Source organism: Shewanella sp. YLB-07 (genome assembly GCF_009377275.1).
The window spans coordinates 1-20,292 of record NZ_VOQB01000020.1; the positions used below are offsets into that span (position 1 = coordinate 1).

Consider the following 20,292-nt stretch of genomic DNA (forward strand, 5'->3'; position numbering starts at 1 on the left):
TCACCCGTCCGCCGCTCGACAGCAAAGTAGCAAGCTACTTCCTGTTTCCGCTCGACTTGCATGTGTTAGGCCTGCCGCCAGCGTTCAATCTGAGCCATGATCAAACTCTTCAATTAAAGTTTTTTTGATGCATTACCTTTCGGCAATGACATCGGCTCAACGAATTATACTGTTTTTCATTAACCACCCTCTATAAAGAGAATGTCAATGAAGCTTACATATTTTGCTTCTTTGAATTTACTTTGCTTGCTCGTGAGAGTAAGAAAGTAGAAAGCAAAGTTGCTATGGTCACTCAGTAGTTCATTGAGAAAATTTGTTGCCACTTACAAAGTAAGATGGCTTCGAATAACTCAACACCTGTGAGTGCCCACACAGATTACTTGATAAATTGTTAAAGAGCTTGGTGCTTGGTAGCACCGCCGTTAGACGCTAGGTCGCTGGCTTGAGGAGGCGTATTCTACGCTTTCCTAGGTTGACGTCAAGTGCTTTTTTTAAAAAGATTTTTAAGCGTTTAACACAACTTAAAAACTATTCTAAAACTAAGCTAACTTGTTGCCCTGACTCAACTGCGTCTTACTTAACGTAATGTTTAGTAGGACTGGTTTGCCGTGTCAGTGGATGCGCATTATAGGGAGTATGAGAATGATCGCAAGCAGTTTTATAAATAAAAACGATCTTTTCTGATAGTCACAATTAAACCACCGCTTACCCCCAGATTTATCCACAGAATGTGCATTCTAGCTCATTAAGTCGGCGATATTCTTTGATATGCTTTAAAACCTGCTAGTAAGCTTAATATAAAAAAGCCACTCAGATGAGTGGCTTTAGATTCATTCTGCTTTCCAGACTAACTAACCTAGGTAAGCTTACCGTGACACTGCTTATACTTACGGCCAGAACCACATGGACAAGGATCGTTACGACCTACTTTAGCACCTTCACGTACAGTCGGAATATGTTCAGCTAAATTTTGAGCTTCTTCAGCCCCCACTAACGCTTCTGCAGCAGCATGCTGATAATTTCGGCTGATCTTAGCTTCTTCTTGACGTCGGCGTTCTTCCATCTCTTCGACATCTGACTGTGCCTGTACCTGTACCTTTGACATAACGCTGATAACGTCATGCTTCAATGACTCCAACATCTCTTGGAACATCTCAAAAGATTCACGCTTATATTCCTGCTTAGGGTTTTTCTGCGCATAACCACGAAGATGGATACCTTGACGCAGATGATCCATCGCAGCTAAGTGCTCTTTCCAAAGCCCATCTAAAGTTTGTAGCATGACAGCTTTTTCAAACTGACGCAGAACCTGTGCACCTACCGTCTCTTCTTTTGCTTGATAAGCTTTCACCCAGGTATCTACTATTCTCTCACGTAGTGTTTCTTCGTGAAGATCATCTTCCTTATCTAACCAGTCTTGTACTGGCATTTTAATAGCGTATTCCTGCTCCAAACGTTTTTCAAGGCCTGGCACATCCCACAATTCTTCTAGTGACTGAGGTGGAACATACATATCGATTAAGCCATTAACTACGTCGGCTTGAATGTTAACGATAGTATCTTGAATATCTTCGGCGTCCATTAACTCATTACGCTGGGCGTAAACGACCTGACGTTGGTCATTGGCTACATCATCAAATTCGAGTAACTGCTTACGGATATCGAAGTTTCTAGCTTCTACTTTGCGTTGGGCATTCTCGATAGCGCGTGATACCCAAGGATGTTCAATTGCTTCACCTTGCTCCATGCCAAGTTTCTTCATCATCGAAGAAACACGCTCGGAAGCAAAGATACGCATTAAGCTATCTTCCATTGAAAGATAAAAACGCGAAGAACCTGCATCACCTTGTCGACCCGAACGTCCACGCAGCTGATTATCGATACGACGTGACTCATGACGCTCGGTACCTAAGATATGCAATCCACCGGCATCAACGACTTCGTCATGGCGAATTTGCCAATCGGCCTTGATTTTAGCTTTCTGTTCAGAAGTTGGGTTCTCAATCGCCTCGATCTCCATCGCCCAGTTACCGCCAAGGACGATATCTGTACCACGACCCGCCATATTAGTGGCGATGGTAACGGCTCCCGTCCTTCCTGCTTGAGCAACAATATCGGCTTCACGCTCATGAAACTTGGCATTCAAGACTTCATGGGGAATCTTCTCTTTCTGCATCAGACGAGCCAGAAGTTCAGATTGTTCGATTGAGACGGTACCCACAAGAACAGGCTGACCACGTTCGCGGCAACCCTGAATATCTTCGACTATTGCAGCATATTTCTCATCCGGCGTTAGATAAACCAAATCAGCATTGTCTTTTCGCACCATAGGTCTATTGGTCGGAATCACAACAGTATCTAGACTATAAATATGCTGAAACTCGAACGCTTCGGTATCGGCGGTACCCGTCATACCCGCAAGCTTTTCATACTGACGGAAGAAGTTCTGGAAAGTGATTGAAGCCAGCGTCTGGTTTTCATTCTGAATATTGACGCCTTCTTTGGCTTCAACAGCCTGATGAAGGCCTTCCGACCAGCGTCGACCCGGCATAGTACGCCCAGTATGCTCATCGACAATAACGACTTCATTGTCCTGAACGATATAGTCGACATCTCTCTCGAAGAGTGTATGAGCACGAAGCGCAGCATTAACATGATGCACTAATGAAATGTTAGCTGCCGAATAGAGGGAATCGCCTTCGGCTAACATGCCTCGCTCGGTAAGCAGAACTTCAACTTTCTCCTGACCACGTTCGGTCATGTGTACTTGTTTCGCTTTCTCGTCGATAGAATAATCTCCATCGCCGATCACCTCTTCCGTATCTTCTTTATCCTGGCGGACTAGCAGTGGAATTAGGGTGTTGATCTTAGTATAGAGAGCCGAACTATCTTCGGCCGCGCCAGAGATGATCAGTGGCGTTCTCGCTTCATCGATAAGAATCGAATCGACTTCATCAATCAGGGCATAGTGAAGTGGGCGTTGAACACGCTCTTGAGGTGAAAATGCCATGTTGTCACGCAGATAGTCGAAACCAAACTCATTGTTGGTTCCATAAGTAATGTCTGAGTGATATGCATCTTTCTTCTCTTGCTGGCCTAAGCCTGCTACGTTGATGCCAACGGTTAAGCCTAAAAACTCAAAAAGTGGACGGTTATTTTCGGCATCACGACGTGCGAGATAATCGTTAACCGTAATGACATGTACGCCTTTACCAGTTAATCCATTCAAATAAGCAGGTAGTGTCGCCGTCAAGGTTTTACCTTCACCGGTACGCATCTCAGCAATACGATTACTATCTAGAACCATGCCGCCGAGCATCTGTACATCGAAGTGGCGCATATCGAATACGCGCTTAGATGCTTCACGAACAACGGCGAACGCTTCTGGCAAAACATCATCTAATGATTCCCCCGTATCTAAACGTTCACGAAAAGTCGAGGTTTTCCCCTTTAACTCATCATCAGTTAACTTTTCATAATCTTCTTCGAGAGCATTAATCTCAGTAACAACCTTGCTAAGAGACTTAAGTGTACGATCGTTGCGACTACCAAATAATTTTGTCAGTATTTTACCAAACATCTGAACCACTTTTTATGTTATTGGCCTAGTCCCTGTCGAGTCTGGAAGCCGATTATTAAGTTAACTTGCTTTGCGGTAGACAAACTTCTGTGGATCTATCTGTTGCCCACCCCGCAACACTTCGTAATGCACATGAGGTCCAGTCGAACGACCAGTACTCCCCATAAGCGCAATACCTTCGCCTTTGGCGACGACATCACCCACAGTTACTGACAGAGATTTATTATGTCCATAGCGAGTTCGCAGACCATTACCATGGTCTATTTCTACCAACTCACCATACCCAAACATTTTTCCTGCCCAAGTGATCACTCCTGCTGCAGTTGCAACCACCTTGGTGCCCTCTTTGCCAGCGAAGTCGATACCTTTATGTATCGTTCTGCGCCCACTAAAAGGGTCATTTCGTAAACCGTAGGGCGACGATAACCAACCTTTACGGATGGGACGCCCAGATATATAACGCTCTTCATCTATATGGAGATTAGATGAGACAGTTTCAAGTATTGAAAGTTGAGCATTATTATTATCTATTCGTGACACTAACTTATCCATATCCAGAATAAGTTGATCGAGTTCGATGTTGGCACCCAAATCACTCAGGCCCCCGACACCGACTTCGGAAGAGAAATCAAACTGATCTTCTAATTGATTGTTCTTAGCGATTTGCAGACCAAGTGCTTCGAGACGTGTCACCTTAGCTTGCATACGGGCAACATGAGTTACCAGCATGGCTAGTTGTGATTCAGTCGCCCCTTTAAGCTCGATAAGTTCTTTTTTCTGCTCTTCACGAGCAACACGTTCATTATCGATATTAGTCTGCTGTTGCTGAATTTGTTTGGCGTTGTGCTGATACAAACCAGTTCCGGCTGCGAGCAACAGAACGGGCAATAATAGCCAACGTTTACCAGGCTGCCATCTTGTGGCGCCGTTTCGACCTTGAATAAAAACTGTTACACTCATAGCCTAATTAAGCCATTTTATTATCATATGAAAAAGCCCCCTAGAGACCTAAGCCAATTACTGCATCAGCAAGGGAAATTCCCTGAGATAGCTGAAAAAGCAGAACTTCTGTTGCACTTGGATAATCACGTAAAACAAGTGCTGACTGGTCCAGTGTCACAGCAGCTCAAGGTTGCCAATCTCCGTCAGGGTGTTCTAGTTATCGAAACGACAACTGCTGCATGGGCTGCAAGAATAAACTTCCAAAAAGCCAAGATTTTGCAACAGCTTCAAGCCGAAACGTTACCCATGCTGTCCGCTATCGAAGTTAAAGTCAACCCGAGTCTGTTTTTGTATGCAACAAAACCCAAAACAAATAACAACAAAATCACTAAAGCAGCTGCAGAACACATAGAGGCACTAGCTGAACATACGGAAGGATCTTTAGGGATAAAACTAAAACGACTGGCTGCTTTAGCCAGTCGTTCAAGACAATCTTAGTTCACTATCAGGCAAATACTGCACCGCTAGGAACCGAAAAACTCACTGGAGCTTCGTCTTCTTTTTCAAAGCTGACTAACTCCCAGGCATCCTGTTGAGCCAATAGAGCACGTACCAATTGATTATTTAGCGCATGCCCGGTCTTGTATGCGCAGAACTCACCGACGATGGCATAGCCTGCAACATACAAATCACCAAATGCATCTAAAATTTTGTGCTTAACAAACTCGTCCTCATAACGCAGGCCATCGGGGTTGAGAACTTTATATTCATCAAGCACAACGGCATTCTCCATACTGCCGCCTAACGCTAAATTATTAGCACGTAAATACTCAATATCACGCATGAACCCAAAAGTTCTCGCCCTACTGATATCACGAATAAAGGCTGAAGATGAGAAATCCATCACCATATGCTGCTTACTACGCGCAATTTCCGGGTGATCAAAGTCGATAGTAAAATCTACTTTGAAGCCTTTATAAGGTTTTAACTCTACCCATTTATCACCGTCTTCAACGCGTATATTTTTCTTGATTCTTAAATATTTCTTTGGCGCGGTTTGCTCTTGAATTCCTACTGATTGTAATAAGAAAACAAATGGACTTGCACTGCCATCCATAATAGGTATCTCAGGCGCATCGACTTCAATAATCGCATTATCGATACCGAGTCCCGCAAGCGCTGCAAATAGGTGCTCGATCGTTGATATACGAATGCCATCGTCATTCACTAGTGCCGTACACATAGTGGTTTCACGGACAAGTTCCGCCTTAGCAGGGATAGAAACTGCAGGCTCCAAGTCTGTGCGCACTAGTACGATACCCGAATTAACTGGTGCAGGCTTGATGCTCAAAGTCACCTTATTGCCGGAATGCAATCCGACGCCGGTAGTTTTTACCATTTCTCTAACAGTTCTTTGAAAAATCATAGTCTTACCTGTATATATCAACAAAAAAAGCACTCAACCTATCCCCCTGAATCACTAGATTCAGGCGTGGCTGGTCGAATATGCTAGCATACCTTTGTAGATTAACCAAAAATCACCTGTAGAACATGCAGCAAAATTTAATTAATACCAGCCTACACGAATAGCTTAATCAGCCTGTTTACGTAAGAAAGCGGGAATATCTAAGTAATCAGTTTCATTCCTTAATGCTGGGGCTGCTGCAGTCTGCGCCACAGGAACTACATTGCCGCTAACCATAGGCTGGACCAATTCGTCACCTTGCGGCTCTGTACGTACTTCGGGAGTCACGACGGACTCAGGACGAGGAGCAGGTTTAGTCACTAATTGGATATCAGCCTTCTTCTCTGAGCCTATACCAGTAGCAACTACAGTAACACGTAGCTCATCACTCATTTCTGGATCAATAACCGCACCGACGACTACGGTAGCGTTATCAGAAGCATAAGCTTTGACATGGTTACCCACGGTCTCAAATTCCTCTATGCTCATATCCATACCCGCTGTGATGTTAACCAATACACCACGGGCTCCAGCCAGATCGATATCTTCCAACAATGGACTGGCTACAGCAGCTTCGGCGGCCTCCTCGGCTCGGTCTTCACCACTGGCGACACCAGTACCCATCATGGCGTTGCCCATCTCAGACATCACAGTCTTCACATCGGCAAAATCGACGTTAATCAAACCCGGACGCGTGATAAGCTCGGCAATGCCTTGAACGGCACCAAGAAGTACATTGTTAGCCGCAGCAAACGCATCTAACAGTGATGTGCCGCGCCCCAAGACCTTAAGCAACTTTTCGTTAGGAATTGTGATCAGTGAATCCACATGCTTAGCCAGCTCTTCGATGCCTTGTTCAGCATAAGCCATACGCTTCTTACCTTCGAAAGGAAACGGCTTGGTCACGACAGCAACCGTTAAGATCCCTTCTTCTTTGGCTATTTCTGCGACTACTGGTGCGGCTCCTGTTCCCGTTCCACCGCCCATACCCGCAGCAATGAAAATCATGTCACAGCCCTTAAGAGCATTTCTGATATTTTCTCTGTCTTCTTCTGCCGCCAAACGACCTATTTCTGGATTAGCTCCGGCGCCTAAACCCTTAGTGACATCGCGTCCTAATTGAATAGTTGTACCAGCAGACGACTTTCTCAGTGCTTGCGCATCTGTGTTAGTAGCAACAAACTCAACACCTTCGATGTTATGCTTAACCATATGCTCTACTGCGTTTCCGCCACCGCCACCGACACCGATGACCTTGATCACCGCTTCATCTGTATGACTGTCCATGATCTCAAACATGGTCTTCTCTCCGTTTTGCCTGCGTTATATATGAAATACCAAATCAAACACTAAGTTAATGTACTAACCTGGTATTAAAATTCACCTTTAAACCAACTTTGAACCCGATTCCAAATGCTGGTTACCCCTTGTCGCTCAGGACGCTCAAACTGACGTTCAAACAACCTTCTTGCTCCATAGTGTAACAAGCCAATACCTGTCGAATATATGGGCTGATCAACATATTCGAATAAGCCCTTCACAGGTAGTGGGTTTGCTACTCTTACCGGCATACCGAATGTAGCCTCAGCCACATCCACTGCCCCCTCGATGGAAGATGTTCCACCAGTGAGAACGATACCAGCAGCGACCTGGTCCTCTAGACCAGAATCACGTAATTCTTTCAACACCAACTCAAACAACTCTTGATATCTAGGCTCAACCACTTCAGCCAAGGTGTGTCTCGACATTGTTCGAGACGGACGCCCCCCTACAGATGGGACCTCTATACTGTCTTCACGACTTACCATTGCGCTTCGAGCGCTAGCGTATTGAACCTTTATCAGCTCTGCATGGGCCAGAGGCGTACGGAAAATCTTGGCGATATCATTAGTCACCTGATTCCCCGCAACTGGTATAACCGCACAATGCCTCAATGCACCATTGGTATATACCGTGATATCGGTTGTGCCACCGCCGATATCGACCAGGCAGACCCCGAGATCTTTTTCATCATTGGTCAATACCGAGTCGGCTGAAGCAATCGCCGAGAACACGAGATCATCGACTTTAAGACCACAACGCTCGACACTCTTAGTTATATTTTTCGCCATATCATTGGCACATGTGACGATATGAACTTTAGCTTCCATGCGCATACCGGACATGCCAATAGGGCTTTTAATCCCATCCTGGACATCGATGGCGTACTCTTGCGGTAACACATGTAAAATACGACGCTCTGTCGGTATCTTCACCGAACGAGCCGTATGGATAACGTTATCGACATCGTCTTGGGTGACTTCTTCATCATTGATTGACACCATGCCATTTTCATTTTGACATGCGATATGCTTACCAGAGATGCCCAAGTAGACAGACGAGACCTGACAATCTGCCATCAGTTCAGCCTGATCTAAGGCTCGCTGGACGCTGCGTACAATTGAATCAAGGTCATTCACACCACCTTTATCCATGCCTCTGGATTGGTGGGTCCCCAAACCGACGACACTTATCTCACCATCGGGCAGCACTTCACCTATAATCACAGCAACTTTTGACGTTCCTATGTCTAATCCAACGATCAGGTTTCTATCTTGATTCTTGGTCATTATTTACTGGCTCTCTTCTGTGCGTTAACCCAACCCACGGCTAATCCGGTGTCGTAGCGCAAATCTACCTTAGCAACGTCTTTATCTTGCTTAATCAGCGTCGGATACACGTTTATAAACCTTTGTATCCTGGCCATTTTATCTTCTCTACCTAGCTCTAGCATGATTCCACTGCCTAGGACACCATGCCACGCATGTCTAGGACTCAAACTTAATCCCTCTAAGTCAAAGCCATTAATGTTCAGTAACTCACTCACTTGCCGATACGTGGTCAACACGATCTTAGACTGATCTTCAGGACCGGCCAATCTTGGTAAGGGACCAATATCCTCTTTTTGAGGAGCATCGAACACTTCCCCAAGATTGTTAAGCCAGGCATCACCATTCCAATGGGCGACCACATCTTGCTCGACTAAATAGATTTTCAATTTAGCAGGCCATTCACGTCTCACTGACGCTTGATAAACCCAGGGCAATGCCTCTAATGCTTCCTGAACTTGATTCACATCGGCAGAAAAAAAGCTTCTTTGCATCAAGTCCTGCAGGGCCGTCTGTATCTCCTCGTCTGAGGTATGCGTTCGATCCCCTTTAATGGCAACGGCTTCAATAGGCAGGGCGTCCGCATCATTGAGTATCAAATTCAACTTCCAAGCAGCCATAGATAAACCTATGAGGACAAGGAAAAGAAATATCAGCCCAAAACAAAGGTACCAATCCATCTGCAACAGCTTAGCCTTCCAACGGCTACCAACCTCACCCCAAGACACGAGCACCCCACCTTCTCTCTTTCTTTCGGTGTGAATGCCTTTCATCAGTACGCCACGGAAAACCGGTCATTATATAGACCTTATGCTCAGGGTCAAAACCTCTATCACCTTCAATGATATACAGTAAATAATCACACTTCTCCTGCATCTAAACTCGCAGTATCAAAACCTAAGTTTGTTTGAGCAATCAACTTTGATAAGGCGCCGATATTGCCAGCCCCCTGAGTCAGCAACAAGTCACCGCCTTGTAGAATATCCGGTAATAAGCTAAGCAGCTGCTCTGCTCCGGCAACAAAAATTGGCTCCAGCTGCCCGCGCAGGCGAATGGAGCGACATAATGCCCGACTATCGGCTCCCGGTACAGGGGCTTCGCCTGCGGCATACACATCGAGCAAGATTAAGCTATCGACTTGAGATAGCACCTCGACAAAATCATCATAAAGGTCTCGAGTGCGGCTATATCTATGTGGCTGGTAGATCATGACAAGACGTTTATCTGGCCAACCCAGCCTTGCCGCCTTGATGGTTGCAGCGACTTCACTAGGGTGGTGACCATAATCATCGACTAACATCACCTCACCTTTGCTAGTAGCAAAAGTTCCCAGTTGCTGAAAGCGTCTCCCTATACCTTGAAACTCAGCCAAGGCACGCACAATTGCCTCATCTTCTATCTCATCTTCGGTAGCCACTGCTATCGCCGCCAGTGCGTTGAGTACATTGTGCTCACCAGGTAAATTTACCATCGCTTCTATGTCTGTCAGACCATCTCGTCTGAGTGTGAAGTGGCTGCGATAACCTTGCTGAACAAAGTTTAATGCCTGAATATCTGCATCTTCATGAAAACCGTAGGTGACAATTTTCCGGCCTACTTTAGGCAGCAGTTCACGGATAACCGGATCATCGATACACATCACTGCGACACCATAAAATGGCAAGTTGTGCAGGAAATCTATGAAGGTGGATTTTAATTTCTCAAAGTCTCCACCATAGGTGTCCATATGATCGGCTTCAATGTTTGTCACCACACTAACCATGGGCTGCAGGTGCAAGAAGCTCGCATCACTCTCATCAGCCTCGGCAATAAGGTAACGACTATGGCCTAACCTCGCATTGGTTCCTGCACTATTAAGCAGACCACCGATAACGAAAGTGGGATCTCGATCGGCTTGAGCATAGACACTGGCAATCAAGCTAGTTGTCGTGGTCTTACCGTGGGTGCCAGCAACGGCAACCCCGTGACGGTAGCGCATCAACTCAGCCAACATCTCTGCACGCTGAACAACGGGTATTCTCAACTTTCTCGCCGCGATTAGCTCAGGGTTTTCTGCATCGATGGCGGTCGATACCACCACAACATCTGCATCATGAACTTGCTCTGCTTGATGACCGATATAAATTTGAGCGCCTAAAGCTCTCAGCCTGTCAGTGACAGGATTCTCGGCAATATCAGAACCGGATAGGCGGTAGCCTTCATTGACCAGCACTTCGGCTATTCCACCCATGCCTGCACCACCGATACCGACGAAATAGATATGCTTAACTCGTCTCATCTCAGGAATGATGCTTCTTAACTGTGAATATTTCTCTTTACTCTTACTCATCTCAATCCTTCTGTGCCAACTCGATGCAAACCTCAGCCACTTTTTCGGTGGCGTCAATAACAGCAACATCTTTAGCTTTTTCGCCCATATGACAAAGCTCGGCTCTGTCGGAGGCTAATATCTGTAACTTATTAATTAATTTGTCGGCATCCAGAATGGTCTGAGGCAGTAAAAATGCGCCCCCGGCATTCACCAACACTCGAGCATTTTTTGTTTGATGATCGTCGACCGCGTGCGGGTAAGGCACTAGTATGCTGGGTAAACCGACGGCGGCTAACTCTGATACCGTCAAGGCTCCAGCCCGGCATAACACGACATCAGCCCAACGATATGCAGCTTCCATGTCGTCAATAAATTCGGCGACGATGACGCTTCCGTCTTGACCTAGATGCTGGTACTCACCTTTTACCGATACCAGATTGCCTTTACCCACTTGGTGCCAGACAGTAATGGAGTGAGTCTTACTCACAGCGTCAGTCACTCCGGGCATAAGATCATTAAATACTTTCGCCCCTAAACTCCCGCCAACGACTAATACTTTTAATGCATCTTCGACGCAGTCTTCTTCTGCGGATAGGCCTAATTCGACCAACTCTTTACGTATCGGATTACCGACGACCTGAGCCGATACCTGCTCAAAGGTATCTTCGAAGGCACATAAAACCTTGCTTGCAAAACGAGACAGCAACTTGTTAGTCATCCCGGGGATGGCATTTTGCTCATGTAACACCAGAGGTATTCCCATCAGTCTCGCTGCAATCCCTCCTGGCCCACTGGCAAAACCACCCATGCCTAAGACTACATCCGGCTTAAACTCTCGTATCACTTCCCTCGCTTGCATCACAGAGCGCATCACCTTAAATGGCGCGGCTAACTTACGCACTAGTCCGTTGCCTCTGACACCCTTGATATCGATAAAATCAATATCGAAGCCATGCTGAGGCACTAGACGAGCTTCCATGCGCTCGGCCGTACCCAGCCACCTTACCTTCCAGCCTTTTTGGCTTAGGAATTTGGCGACCGCTAACGCAGGAAACACATGGCCACCTGTACCACCGGCCATGATTAAGATACGTTTATCTGCGGAGACATTTGTCATTAATTAATTTTTCCTTGTACTGCCTGGATACAACTCAAACGCCGCTCATGATCGATGCGAATGAGTATCATGGCTGCGGCTGTCATAACCCAGAGGCTACTGCCCCCATAACTGATAAATGGCAAGGTCAAGCCCTTGGTCGGTAACATGCCGATACTCGCTCCCACATTCACAACCGTCTGAAAACAGATCCAGATCCCGATGGAATAGGCGAGATAACCTTCGAAGGCTTTATCTATCGCGATACATAAATTACCTAACCTAATCGCTCTTAACGCCACAAAGAGCAACACAGACAGGACTACAATAATGCCCACAAAACCCAACTCTTCACCTATCACAGCAAAAATAAAGTCGGTATGTGCTTCTGGCAGATACTCGAGCTTTTGAATGCTATTCCCCAGGCCCTGCCCAAACCAGTCGCCACGGCCATAGGCCATCAAAGACTGAGTTAACTGATAACCGCTGCCAAACGGGTCTTGCCAGGGGTCTAAGAAAGATGTCACCCGGCGCATTCGATATGGCTCCAATAATACCAAGGCCACAAACGCCAACACTCCGGTCAAAATCAGGGCGAAGAAATCAAACAGTCGAGCTCCAGCCAAAAATAGCAAGCCAACGGTGCCCACAAACAGGACTACGACCGTACCCAAATCCGGCTGCAACAGGATAAGCACCGCATATACCGCAAACACGGCAATAGGCTTGTAGAAGCCCTTGGCATTTTCTCTAATCTCTTCATGGCGCCTCACAAGGTAGCCAGACATATAGATAGCGAATGCAAACTTGGCCAGCTCAGCTACCTGTATTCTAATCGGCCCGATCGTTAACCAACGTTTTGCCCCATTCACTGTGGTCCCTACCAGCAAAACCGCAACCAACATGATTCCTACGATAAGCAGTAACATGGGACTAAACTTCTGCCAGTGACTCATCTCTATCTGCAGCACCACGGCGGAAATAACCACGCAGCCAATAAGATAAACAATATGCCTGATCACAAAGTGAAAAGGATTACCGGTCAGGCTCTGCGCCTCAGGCATAGAGGCCGACATCACCATGACAAAACCAAAACTTATCAATGCGAGGATAGAGAACAGCAAGGCACGATCATACAGCTGTGTGCCTGGAGCCTCATTGTCTTTAAACAAGTTGAGCCAACGCCATGTAACAGACGAGCCAAACAAGTTAAGTTGCCTCTCTTGGCTAGGCATCCGTGACAGCCTCAGGATCTAAGTTTTTGGCGCTTAACGCCTGTACCTGTTCACGAAAATCATCGCCTCTAGCCATAAAATTCTTATACATGTCCAGACTCGCGCAAGCCGGAGACAATAAGACAATGTCGCCAGCCGTTGCCAAACCAGCAGCTTGCTTGACGGCATCGGCCATCGAGTCGACTCGCTTGGAATTATCTTTTAGTGCCGCAATTTCATCGCCATCTTTACCCAAGGTAATGAGGTGAGTAACCTTATCTAATACAGCTTCCAATGGGCTAAAGTCGGCCCCCTTGCCATCGCCACCGGCAATCAGAATGATGTCACCTAAATGCTCACTCAAGCCTTGCAACGCGGCAACCGTAGCACCGACATTCGTCGCCTTTGAATCATTGACGTAAGAGACTGCGTTTATATTTGCCACTAGCTCACATCGGTGAGCTAGGCCAGTAAAGTGTTTAGCCACTTCTATCATGGATTCTTTTTCTATACCGGCATGATAAGCCAGAGCCATGGCGGCAATTAAATTGGCATGATTATGACTGCCGACGATCGCAACATCATGTAATGAGACAATCTCGGTTGTCCCATGGACTATCTTGCCATCCTTAACGCCCCATTCGTCGTTTACTGGCGACGTTAAACCGAAGCTGTTTTGGTTCATTGGGTCATTGGGTTGAGTCAGGGAGTCTTCACGATTAAACAAGGCTCTCTTACTCTGATCGTAGAGGGACAACTTAGCTTGCCTGTAAGCCTCTAGATCTCTATAACGATCCATATGGTCTTCACTGATATTTAAGCAAGTCGCCGCAATGCAATTCAGGCTATGAGTTGTCTCTAGTTGAAAACTGGACAACTCGAGTATATAAAGATCGATTGGACTCTGTAATAGGTTCAGAACCGGGATCCCTATGTTGCCACCCAGTGCATAATTAAGGCCGGCGGCTTTAGCCATCTCGCCCATTAATGTTGTGACCGTTGACTTACCATTCGAGCCTGTGATCCCTATGACGCATGGGCTTCTATCTTTAACTGCTCGTGCGAACAACTCGACATCACCGATAACCTCGATATCCATGTCTATTGCTGCACGGATCTCAGGCGTATCTATGGCTATGCCTGGACTAATCACTATTTGACTGGCCTGCACCAGATAGCGGCAATCGAAGCCTCCGGTAATTAAGTTCACCTCAGGAAATTCGAGCGCTAGCTGCTTGGCCCCTGGAGGTTCCTCACGAGTGTCCATGACTAGAGGTGTGATCCCCTGCTGGCACAAATAGCGCACAACCGAGAGCCCAGTGGCTCCCAATCCTAAAACTAAGTGCGAATTGTGCAGTTCCATAGTCAATTACCTTAACTTCAGCGTGGCAAGGCCAAGCAAAACCAAGAACAGTGAGATGATCCAGAATCGAACGATCACTCTGGGCTCGGGCCAACCTTTCAATTCATAATGATGATGGATAGGTGCCATACGGAAGATTCGCTGACCACGAAGCTTGTATGATCCGACCTGTAGAATCACCGAAACAGTTTCCATCACGAACACCCCCCCCATGATGACCAATAAGATCTCCTGACGAACTAAGACTGCGATGGCTCCCAATGCGGCCCCCAGAGCAAGGGATCCAACATCTCCCATGAAGACCTGTGCCGGGTAAGTGTTAAACCAGAGAAACCCAAGACCCGCACCCACAATCGCGGTGCAGACAATGACCAGCTCACCGGCCCCTGGCAGATAAGGGATATGCAAATAGTTAGCAAACTGTACGTGACCAGACAGATAGGCAATCAGGGCAAACGCAGCCGCAACCATGACAGTAGGCATGATCGCCAAACCGTCTAACCCATCGGTTAAATTCACTGCATTACTCGAGCCTACGATGGTGAAGTAGGCTAAAACAATGAAGAAAGCTCCCATCTGCGGCATAACATCTTTGAAAAATGGCACCACGAGTTGGGTTTCACCCAGAGTATCTGCAGAGGCATAAAGGTAAAATGCGATCACTATGGCCGCTATTGATTGCAAAATATATTTCCACTTTGCAATCAATCCCTTGGTATCTTTACGAACCACTTTACGATAATCATCGATGAAACCGATGAGACCAAAGCTTGCCAATACGAACAACACGACCCAAACATATCGACTGCCCAGATCTCCCCAAAGCAATACACTGATAAAAATACCAGCCAAGATCAGAATACCGCCCATGGTTGGCGTACCACTCTTGCTAAAGTGTGATTCTGGTCCATCGTTGCGCACAACCTGTCCAATCTGCAGCGTCTGTAGACGCTCGATCATTTTAGGTCCCCACCAAAGGCAGAAGACCAAAGCGGTCATCAGACCTAAGATGGCTCTGAAAGTGACATAAGAAAAAACGTTAAACCCAGAATAAAACTGAGTTAAATACTCCGCCAGATACACCAGCATTAAACAAACTCCCCGCGCCCGTAGGCAAGTATTAAAGCTTCGACCACGCGCTCCATTCTGGCACTACGTGATCCTTTGACCAAAACAGTTACATCACCTTGTAACAGCTTAATATTTTTTATTAAATCTTCTACCAAACGTTCGAGGCTAATATGGCCATCGCCCCCAAAGGCACGACTCGCATTAGCACTGAGCTCACCTAAGGTAAACAGCGAATCCAGGCCTCTTTGTCTTGTCAGCTCGCCTAGTTCAGTATGCAAAAGGGCCGCATTGTCGCCCAGTTCTCCCAAATCACCCAGCACTAAACAGCGATGACCTTCAATTTCTTGAAGCCAGTCGATTGCAGCGGTGACTGAAGCAGGGTTTGCATTATAGCTATCATCGATCACACGGACCCGCCCCAATTGAGTGGGCAGCATTCTACCTTTGACAGGCACTAGAAGTGACAAGCCTAATTTTATTTCATTTAGCGTTAATCCAAAAGATAAACAGATGGCCGTAGCGGCTAGGGCATTACTCACCTGGTGACGTCCAGATAGTGGCAGAGCGATAAAAACAGTCTCTTGCAAGTAACTCAATTTGAAGCGGTAACACCCCACTGAATCGGCTTCAAGATCAGATGCTTGAATATCAGCTTCTGACTCGACTCCAAACGTCAGTTGAGTAAAACTCATCGATGCTGCCAGCATTACAGATGCAAACTGATCGTCGGCATTAATCACTGCCGTCCCAGTCGATGCTAAATGATTAAATATTTCAGACTTTGCACTGGCAACGCCTTCAAGAGAACCAAAGCCCTCCAGGTGCGCCGACGCTACATTGTTGACTAAGGCCACATCAGGCTTTACCAAGGAAGAGGTGTAATCGATCTCCCCCTTGTGGTTCGCGCCTAACTCGAACACACCAAATTCATCATCGGCCTCTAAGCGTAAGAGTGTCAAAGGCACGCCAATTTCATTATTGAAGTTACCAGCGGTGTACAAGACCTTGTGCCTTTGAGATAAGATAGTCGCCACCATCTCCTTAACGCTAGTCTTGCCATTTGAACCGGTTAACGCAACTGATTTGGGCTGGATAAGCTCTCTTAGGTGAGCTCCCAGCTCTCCCATCGCCCTCTGGGTATCTTTAACGATCAGTTGAGAAATGTTCAGTGGTAATTCGTGATCGACCAACAAGGCTGTTGCGCCATTTTCCACTGCCGTGCCCGCAAAATCATGCCCATCGAATTTCTCGCCTTTCAATGCGATAAAAAGAGTTTGCGCTGGGATAGCTCGGCTGTCGCTGGAAACATGACGAAACTCACCGTCTGCGCCCACTAGCCTGGCATTCAAGCGTTGGCATATACCTGACAAGTTCAATGGGATCATATCCGCTCTCCCGCCAGTGATTTCGCTAATGCTCTCTCATCATAATCCAAGCGTTCGCCTGCTATTTCTTGATAGGTTTCATGTCCTTTCCCCGCCAGCAAGACGAGATCTCCAGGCTTAGCTAAGGCGACAACTTGTCTGATGGCTTTCTCCCTATTCATTTGAGTTAGCACTCGCTCTGGGGCATTCAAACCCGCTAATATCTCTTCGATGATGACTTCAGGAGATTCACTTCTGGCATTATCGCTGGTAACCATCACCTTATCTGCATAGACTTCGGCAGCTTGAGCCATCAATGGCCGTTTACCCTTATCGCGATCGCCGCCACAGCCAAATAAACACCACAACTGACCTTCACAATGGCCTCTCAACGCCTTGAGAGCCTGCTCTATAGCATCCGGGGTATGGGCATAATCAACCACTAGGGTCACACCATTTTCAGTGGTAAAACGCTCCATCCTTCCCGCGACAGGTTTTAGCTGAGGCGCCATGGCCGCCATGGCCTGCATATCGTAGCCAATCAAATATAAGGCACCCAGTGCTGCAACTAAATTGGAGAGATTGAAAGAACCTAACAGAGGTGACGCCAACTTAGCCTGCCCCTCGGGCCAGACAAGGGTCGCCGTGACACCTTGATGGTGTTGATGGTTATCTTGGGTGTATATACTCGCGGCTTCGGCATGTGCCGAACAGATACTGAAACCAAGGTGCTTAGCCGATTGCTCCTCAGAGAGCCACTGACGTCCGACTTCATCATCGAGGTTTATCAAGCTGCCTTGCAAGGATGGAAACTTAAATAACCTTTTCTTTGCGTCGCTATAAGCCTGCATAGTGCCATGGTAATCTAAGTGATCTCGGCTCAAATTAGTAAACACGGCGACATCGAAAGGAACGGCTTCAACCCGGCCCTGAATAAGACCATGGCTGGATACTTCCATGGCGCACAAGTCGGCACCCGCCAGGTTAAAAGCCTGTAACTGGGCGAAAATAGTGATGGGATCGGCAGTGGTATTGCCACTGTCGACTAAGTCCCCCCATAAACCATTACCTAAAGTGCCCATCAAGGAAGCTTGCTTGCCTAAAAGAGCGACTAACTGAGCCATCAATTGAGTAATGGATGTTTTACCATTAGTTCCGGTGACACCAATGAGTTTGAGTCTCAGTGCCCCCAATGGATAAGCTTGTGCTCCGATTGCCGACAACTGTTGGCTTAATTGGAAAAACAACACCTGAGGTGAGTCCGTTTTTTCAAGCTTGAGCAGACCATGTTCGGCAGGGTCATCCGTGTGGACTAAGGCTGCCACCGCACCTCGTTCGAATGCAGCACAAATAAACTTTCTGCCATCGACAAGATGTCCAGGGACCGCAATAAATAGATCCCCGACAGCAATCACTCTGCTGTCCAATAATATGTTATTGAATGATTCCAGCCCTGAGTAATGCAACCAAGGCGCTAGAAGATCACTTAGCCGCATTATTCTGTTCTCCTGACATGACTTTCTAAACGTACTTTTTCTTTCGAGGAAATAGGCTCCACATTCAGCATCTGTAATGCGCCAGACATCACCTTAGCAAATGCGGGACCGGCCACATCGCCACCATAATACCTGTCTCCTTTGGGCTCATTCACCACGACTGCAATCGCCAGTCTTGGGTTATGCACAGGGGCGACGCCGGCAAATAGGGCGACATAGTCTTCACCATAGCCGCCGGCAACGGCTTTTCGCGCCGTACCTGTCTTGCCCGCAACTGGATAGCCCTCAATATGCGCTTTCCTGGCTGTGCCACCAGCCTCTGTCACGCCTATCAGCATCTCCATCACATGCTGGGCAACTTCCGGAGATATCACCTGTACCCCCTCAGGCTTCTTCTTGAGCTTCAAGATAGAAGATGGGTACAAGACACCTTTACCGCCCAACATGGCATACATTCTTGCGATCTGTAACGGAGTCACTGTGAGAGCGTAACCAAAAGAAAGCGTCGCTCGTTCAAACTCAGACCAGCGTCTACGGTCATGAAGTAAGCCTGTACTCTCACCCGCAAGATTAATGCCTGAATAATTGCCTAAGCCCATGGCCTGGTAATAGCCTAATAGTTCCTGCACCGGCATAGATAAGGCTATCTTGGTCATGCCTACGTTGCTGGAATGAACCAATACTTCACCCAAGGAAAGGTCGCCATAGTTCCTGCCATCACGCACTATCTTACCGCCGATCCGAATACGTCCCGGTGAGGTCTTAAAGATCTGGTCCTTGTCAATTGTGCCCGCTTCTAATGCTGCAGCGACCACAAAAGGCTTAATTGTTGAGCCCGGCTCATAGGCATCGGTTAACGCACGATTACGCATACGATAACTTTGTAAGTTGTCTCGGGAGTTAGGGTTATAGGATGGGGTATTTGCCATAGCCAATACTTCACCTGTGTTCACATCGATGACGACTATCGAGGCAGACGTAGCCTGATTGATCTCAGTGACACGCTTGATCTCTCGATAGGCTAATTGCTGAATACGCTGATCTATACTCAGAACCAAGTCATTGGGACTCTCACCTTCTTGCACCATGTCCAGGCGCTCAACTACGTGTCCATCTCGGGATTTACGTACCTTTTGTTTCGAAGGAGTACCCGTCAACCAATCGTTATAGGTGTTTTCAATCCCCTCGATACCCACATCATCTATGTTAGTAATGCCGATCAATTGGGCGGTGATTTCGCTGGTGGGGTAATAACGGCGCGACTCGGCTTTAAGATATATCCCGGGCAATTTGAGTTTTTTAATGTAATCGGCAACAGCTGGAGTCACTTGACGCTTCAAGTAGGTGAAACGTCGCTTGGGATTGGCTTGAACCCGACTTAAAATCTTGTCTTCGGGCTCATGGAGTACATCGGCTAACGCCTCCCAAAGACGCATATCGGCAAAGCCATTTTTGTCGTAAACCACTTTAGGATCGGCATACACGGCTTTCACAGGTACACTGACAGCCAACATTTCACCATTACGATCGGTAATGAGTCCCCGCTGAACCTCTCTGCTGGTCGTTCTTAAGCTGCGCATATCACTTTCATGGCGCAACTTTTCAGGTTCAATAATTTGAATATAGGCGGCACGACCAATCAAGCTGGTGAATAACAGGCAGACGAACCCTACCACTACGTATAAACGCCAGTGAATGAGCTGTGGTTTTTGCTTCCTTTTAGCCTGCTTGTTCTTCCTCAT

Annotated in this window: 15 protein-coding genes and 1 rRNA gene; 1 reads left to right on the forward strand and 15 read right to left on the reverse strand. The window is 46.9% G+C overall.

The annotated features are described in order from the left end of the window. The 3 genes from FS373_RS28530 to FS373_RS28540 all read right to left on the reverse strand — a co-directional run. Window positions 1-116: ribosomal RNA gene (locus FS373_RS28530) — 16S ribosomal RNA — on the reverse strand; the annotation flags it as partial. A gap of 740 nt (window positions 117-856) precedes the next feature. Further along, window positions 857-3,580 (reverse strand): preprotein translocase subunit SecA, encoded by a 2,724-nt coding sequence (gene secA, locus FS373_RS28535; RefSeq protein ID WP_144048402.1) that lies wholly within the window; start codon window positions 3,578-3,580, stop codon window positions 857-859. A 60-nt stretch (window positions 3,581-3,640) separates the two neighbouring features. Next, window positions 3,641-4,540: a M23 family metallopeptidase gene (locus tag FS373_RS28540; RefSeq protein WP_144048403.1), complete on the reverse strand. Its 900-nt coding sequence runs from the start codon at window positions 4,538-4,540 to the stop codon at window positions 3,641-3,643. Window positions 4,541-4,567: 27 nt separating this feature from the next. Here FS373_RS28540 and FS373_RS28545 point away from each other — a divergent pair, with 27 nt between their 5' ends. Next, on the forward strand, window positions 4,568-5,020 hold the full coding sequence (locus FS373_RS28545; RefSeq protein WP_144048404.1) for a DUF721 domain-containing protein: 453 nt from the start codon (window positions 4,568-4,570) through the stop codon (window positions 5,018-5,020). Window positions 5,021-5,027: 7 nt separating this feature from the next. On the opposite strand, the gene lpxC is transcribed toward FS373_RS28545, so the two are convergent. The 12 genes from lpxC to FS373_RS28605 all read right to left on the reverse strand — a co-directional run bounded on the left by lpxC (window position 5,028) and on the right by FS373_RS28605 (window position 20,292). Continuing rightward, window positions 5,028-5,948: a UDP-3-O-acyl-N-acetylglucosamine deacetylase gene (gene lpxC / locus FS373_RS28550; RefSeq protein ID WP_144048405.1), complete on the reverse strand. Its 921-nt coding sequence runs from the start codon at window positions 5,946-5,948 to the stop codon at window positions 5,028-5,030. 165 nt (window positions 5,949-6,113) lie between these two features. Next, window positions 6,114-7,286: a cell division protein FtsZ gene (gene ftsZ, locus FS373_RS28555; RefSeq protein ID WP_144048406.1), complete on the reverse strand. Its 1,173-nt coding sequence runs from the start codon at window positions 7,284-7,286 to the stop codon at window positions 6,114-6,116. Between the two features lie 74 nt (window positions 7,287-7,360). Beyond that, window positions 7,361-8,596: a cell division protein FtsA gene (ftsA, locus tag FS373_RS28560; RefSeq protein WP_144048407.1), complete on the reverse strand. Its 1,236-nt coding sequence runs from the start codon at window positions 8,594-8,596 to the stop codon at window positions 7,361-7,363. Beyond that, a complete protein-coding gene (locus tag FS373_RS28565; RefSeq protein WP_144048408.1) occupies window positions 8,596-9,363 on the reverse strand; it encodes a cell division protein FtsQ/DivIB in 768 nt (255 codons plus the stop codon). Before FS373_RS28565 ends, ftsA begins: the two co-directional genes overlap by 1 nt. 131 nt (window positions 9,364-9,494) lie before the next feature. Then, window positions 9,495-10,964, reverse strand: coding sequence for a UDP-N-acetylmuramate--L-alanine ligase (gene murC / locus FS373_RS28570; protein ID WP_144048409.1), 1,470 nt, complete (start codon window positions 10,962-10,964; stop codon window positions 9,495-9,497). A gap of 1 nt (window position 10,965) precedes the next feature. Beyond that, the gene (gene murG, locus FS373_RS28575) at window positions 10,966-12,063 is read right to left on the reverse strand and encodes an undecaprenyldiphospho-muramoylpentapeptide beta-N-acetylglucosaminyltransferase (protein ID WP_144048410.1); all 1,098 of its coding nucleotides are present in this window, start codon (window positions 12,061-12,063) and stop codon (window positions 10,966-10,968) included. Further along, window positions 12,063-13,277: a cell division protein FtsW gene (gene ftsW / locus FS373_RS28580; RefSeq protein WP_144048411.1), complete on the reverse strand. Its 1,215-nt coding sequence runs from the start codon at window positions 13,275-13,277 to the stop codon at window positions 12,063-12,065. The genes murG and ftsW overlap by 1 nt, the downstream gene beginning before the upstream one ends. Beyond that, window positions 13,270-14,619: a UDP-N-acetylmuramoyl-L-alanine--D-glutamate ligase gene (gene murD / locus FS373_RS28585; protein ID WP_144048412.1), complete on the reverse strand. Its 1,350-nt coding sequence runs from the start codon at window positions 14,617-14,619 to the stop codon at window positions 13,270-13,272. Before murD ends, ftsW begins: the two co-directional genes overlap by 8 nt. Window positions 14,620-14,625: 6 nt before the next feature. After that, the gene (mraY, locus tag FS373_RS28590) at window positions 14,626-15,708 is read right to left on the reverse strand and encodes a phospho-N-acetylmuramoyl-pentapeptide-transferase (RefSeq protein WP_152831175.1); all 1,083 of its coding nucleotides are present in this window, start codon (window positions 15,706-15,708) and stop codon (window positions 14,626-14,628) included. After that, window positions 15,708-17,075 carry a UDP-N-acetylmuramoyl-tripeptide--D-alanyl-D-alanine ligase gene (locus FS373_RS28595; protein WP_144048413.1) on the reverse strand — a complete coding sequence of 456 codons (1,368 nt, stop codon included), beginning with the start codon at window positions 17,073-17,075 and terminating at the stop codon, window positions 15,708-15,710. Before FS373_RS28595 ends, mraY begins: the two co-directional genes overlap by 1 nt. Then, on the reverse strand, window positions 17,072-18,550 hold the full coding sequence (gene murE, locus FS373_RS28600) for a UDP-N-acetylmuramoyl-L-alanyl-D-glutamate--2,6-diaminopimelate ligase (RefSeq protein WP_152831177.1): 1,479 nt from the start codon (window positions 18,548-18,550) through the stop codon (window positions 17,072-17,074). The genes FS373_RS28595 and murE overlap by 4 nt, the downstream gene beginning before the upstream one ends. Next, entirely contained in the window at window positions 18,550-20,292 is a 1,743-nt protein-coding gene (locus FS373_RS28605) for a peptidoglycan D,D-transpeptidase FtsI family protein (protein ID WP_152831179.1), read from the reverse strand. The genes murE and FS373_RS28605 overlap by 1 nt, the downstream gene beginning before the upstream one ends.

Excerpts from the sequence above, each read along its gene's own strand:
- murG (WP_144048410.1), bottom strand. The coding sequence starts at position 12,063 with ATGACAAATGTCTCCGCAGATAAACGTATCTTAATCATGGCCGGTGGT.
- murC (WP_144048409.1), bottom strand. The coding sequence starts at position 10,964 with ATGAGTAAGAGTAAAGAGAAATATTCACAGTTAAGAAGCATCATTCCT.
- murD (WP_144048412.1), bottom strand. The coding sequence starts at position 14,619 with ATGGAACTGCACAATTCGCACTTAGTTTTAGGATTGGGAGCCACTGGG.
- murE (WP_152831177.1), bottom strand. The coding sequence starts at position 18,550 with ATGCGGCTAAGTGATCTTCTAGCGCCTTGGTTGCATTACTCAGGGCTG.
- ftsW (WP_144048411.1), bottom strand. The coding sequence starts at position 13,277 with ATGCCTAGCCAAGAGAGGCAACTTAACTTGTTTGGCTCGTCTGTTACA.
- secA (WP_144048402.1), bottom strand. The coding sequence starts at position 3,580 with ATGTTTGGTAAAATACTGACAAAATTATTTGGTAGTCGCAACGATCGT.
- ftsA (WP_144048407.1), bottom strand. The coding sequence starts at position 8,596 with ATGACCAAGAATCAAGATAGAAACCTGATCGTTGGATTAGACATAGGA.
- ftsZ (WP_144048406.1), bottom strand. The coding sequence starts at position 7,286 with ATGTTTGAGATCATGGACAGTCATACAGATGAAGCGGTGATCAAGGTC.
- FS373_RS28540 (WP_144048403.1), bottom strand. The coding sequence starts at position 4,540 with ATGAGTGTAACAGTTTTTATTCAAGGTCGAAACGGCGCCACAAGATGG.
- FS373_RS28545 (WP_144048404.1), top strand. The coding sequence starts at position 4,568 with ATGAAAAAGCCCCCTAGAGACCTAAGCCAATTACTGCATCAGCAAGGG.
- mraY (WP_152831175.1), bottom strand. The coding sequence starts at position 15,708 with ATGCTGGTGTATCTGGCGGAGTATTTAACTCAGTTTTATTCTGGGTTT.
- lpxC (WP_144048405.1), bottom strand. The coding sequence starts at position 5,948 with ATGATTTTTCAAAGAACTGTTAGAGAAATGGTAAAAACTACCGGCGTC.
- FS373_RS28595 (WP_144048413.1), bottom strand. The coding sequence starts at position 17,075 with ATGATCCCATTGAACTTGTCAGGTATATGCCAACGCTTGAATGCCAGG.
- FS373_RS28605 (WP_152831179.1), bottom strand. The coding sequence starts at position 20,292 with ATGAGGAAGAACAAGCAGGCTAAAAGGAAGCAAAAACCACAGCTCATT.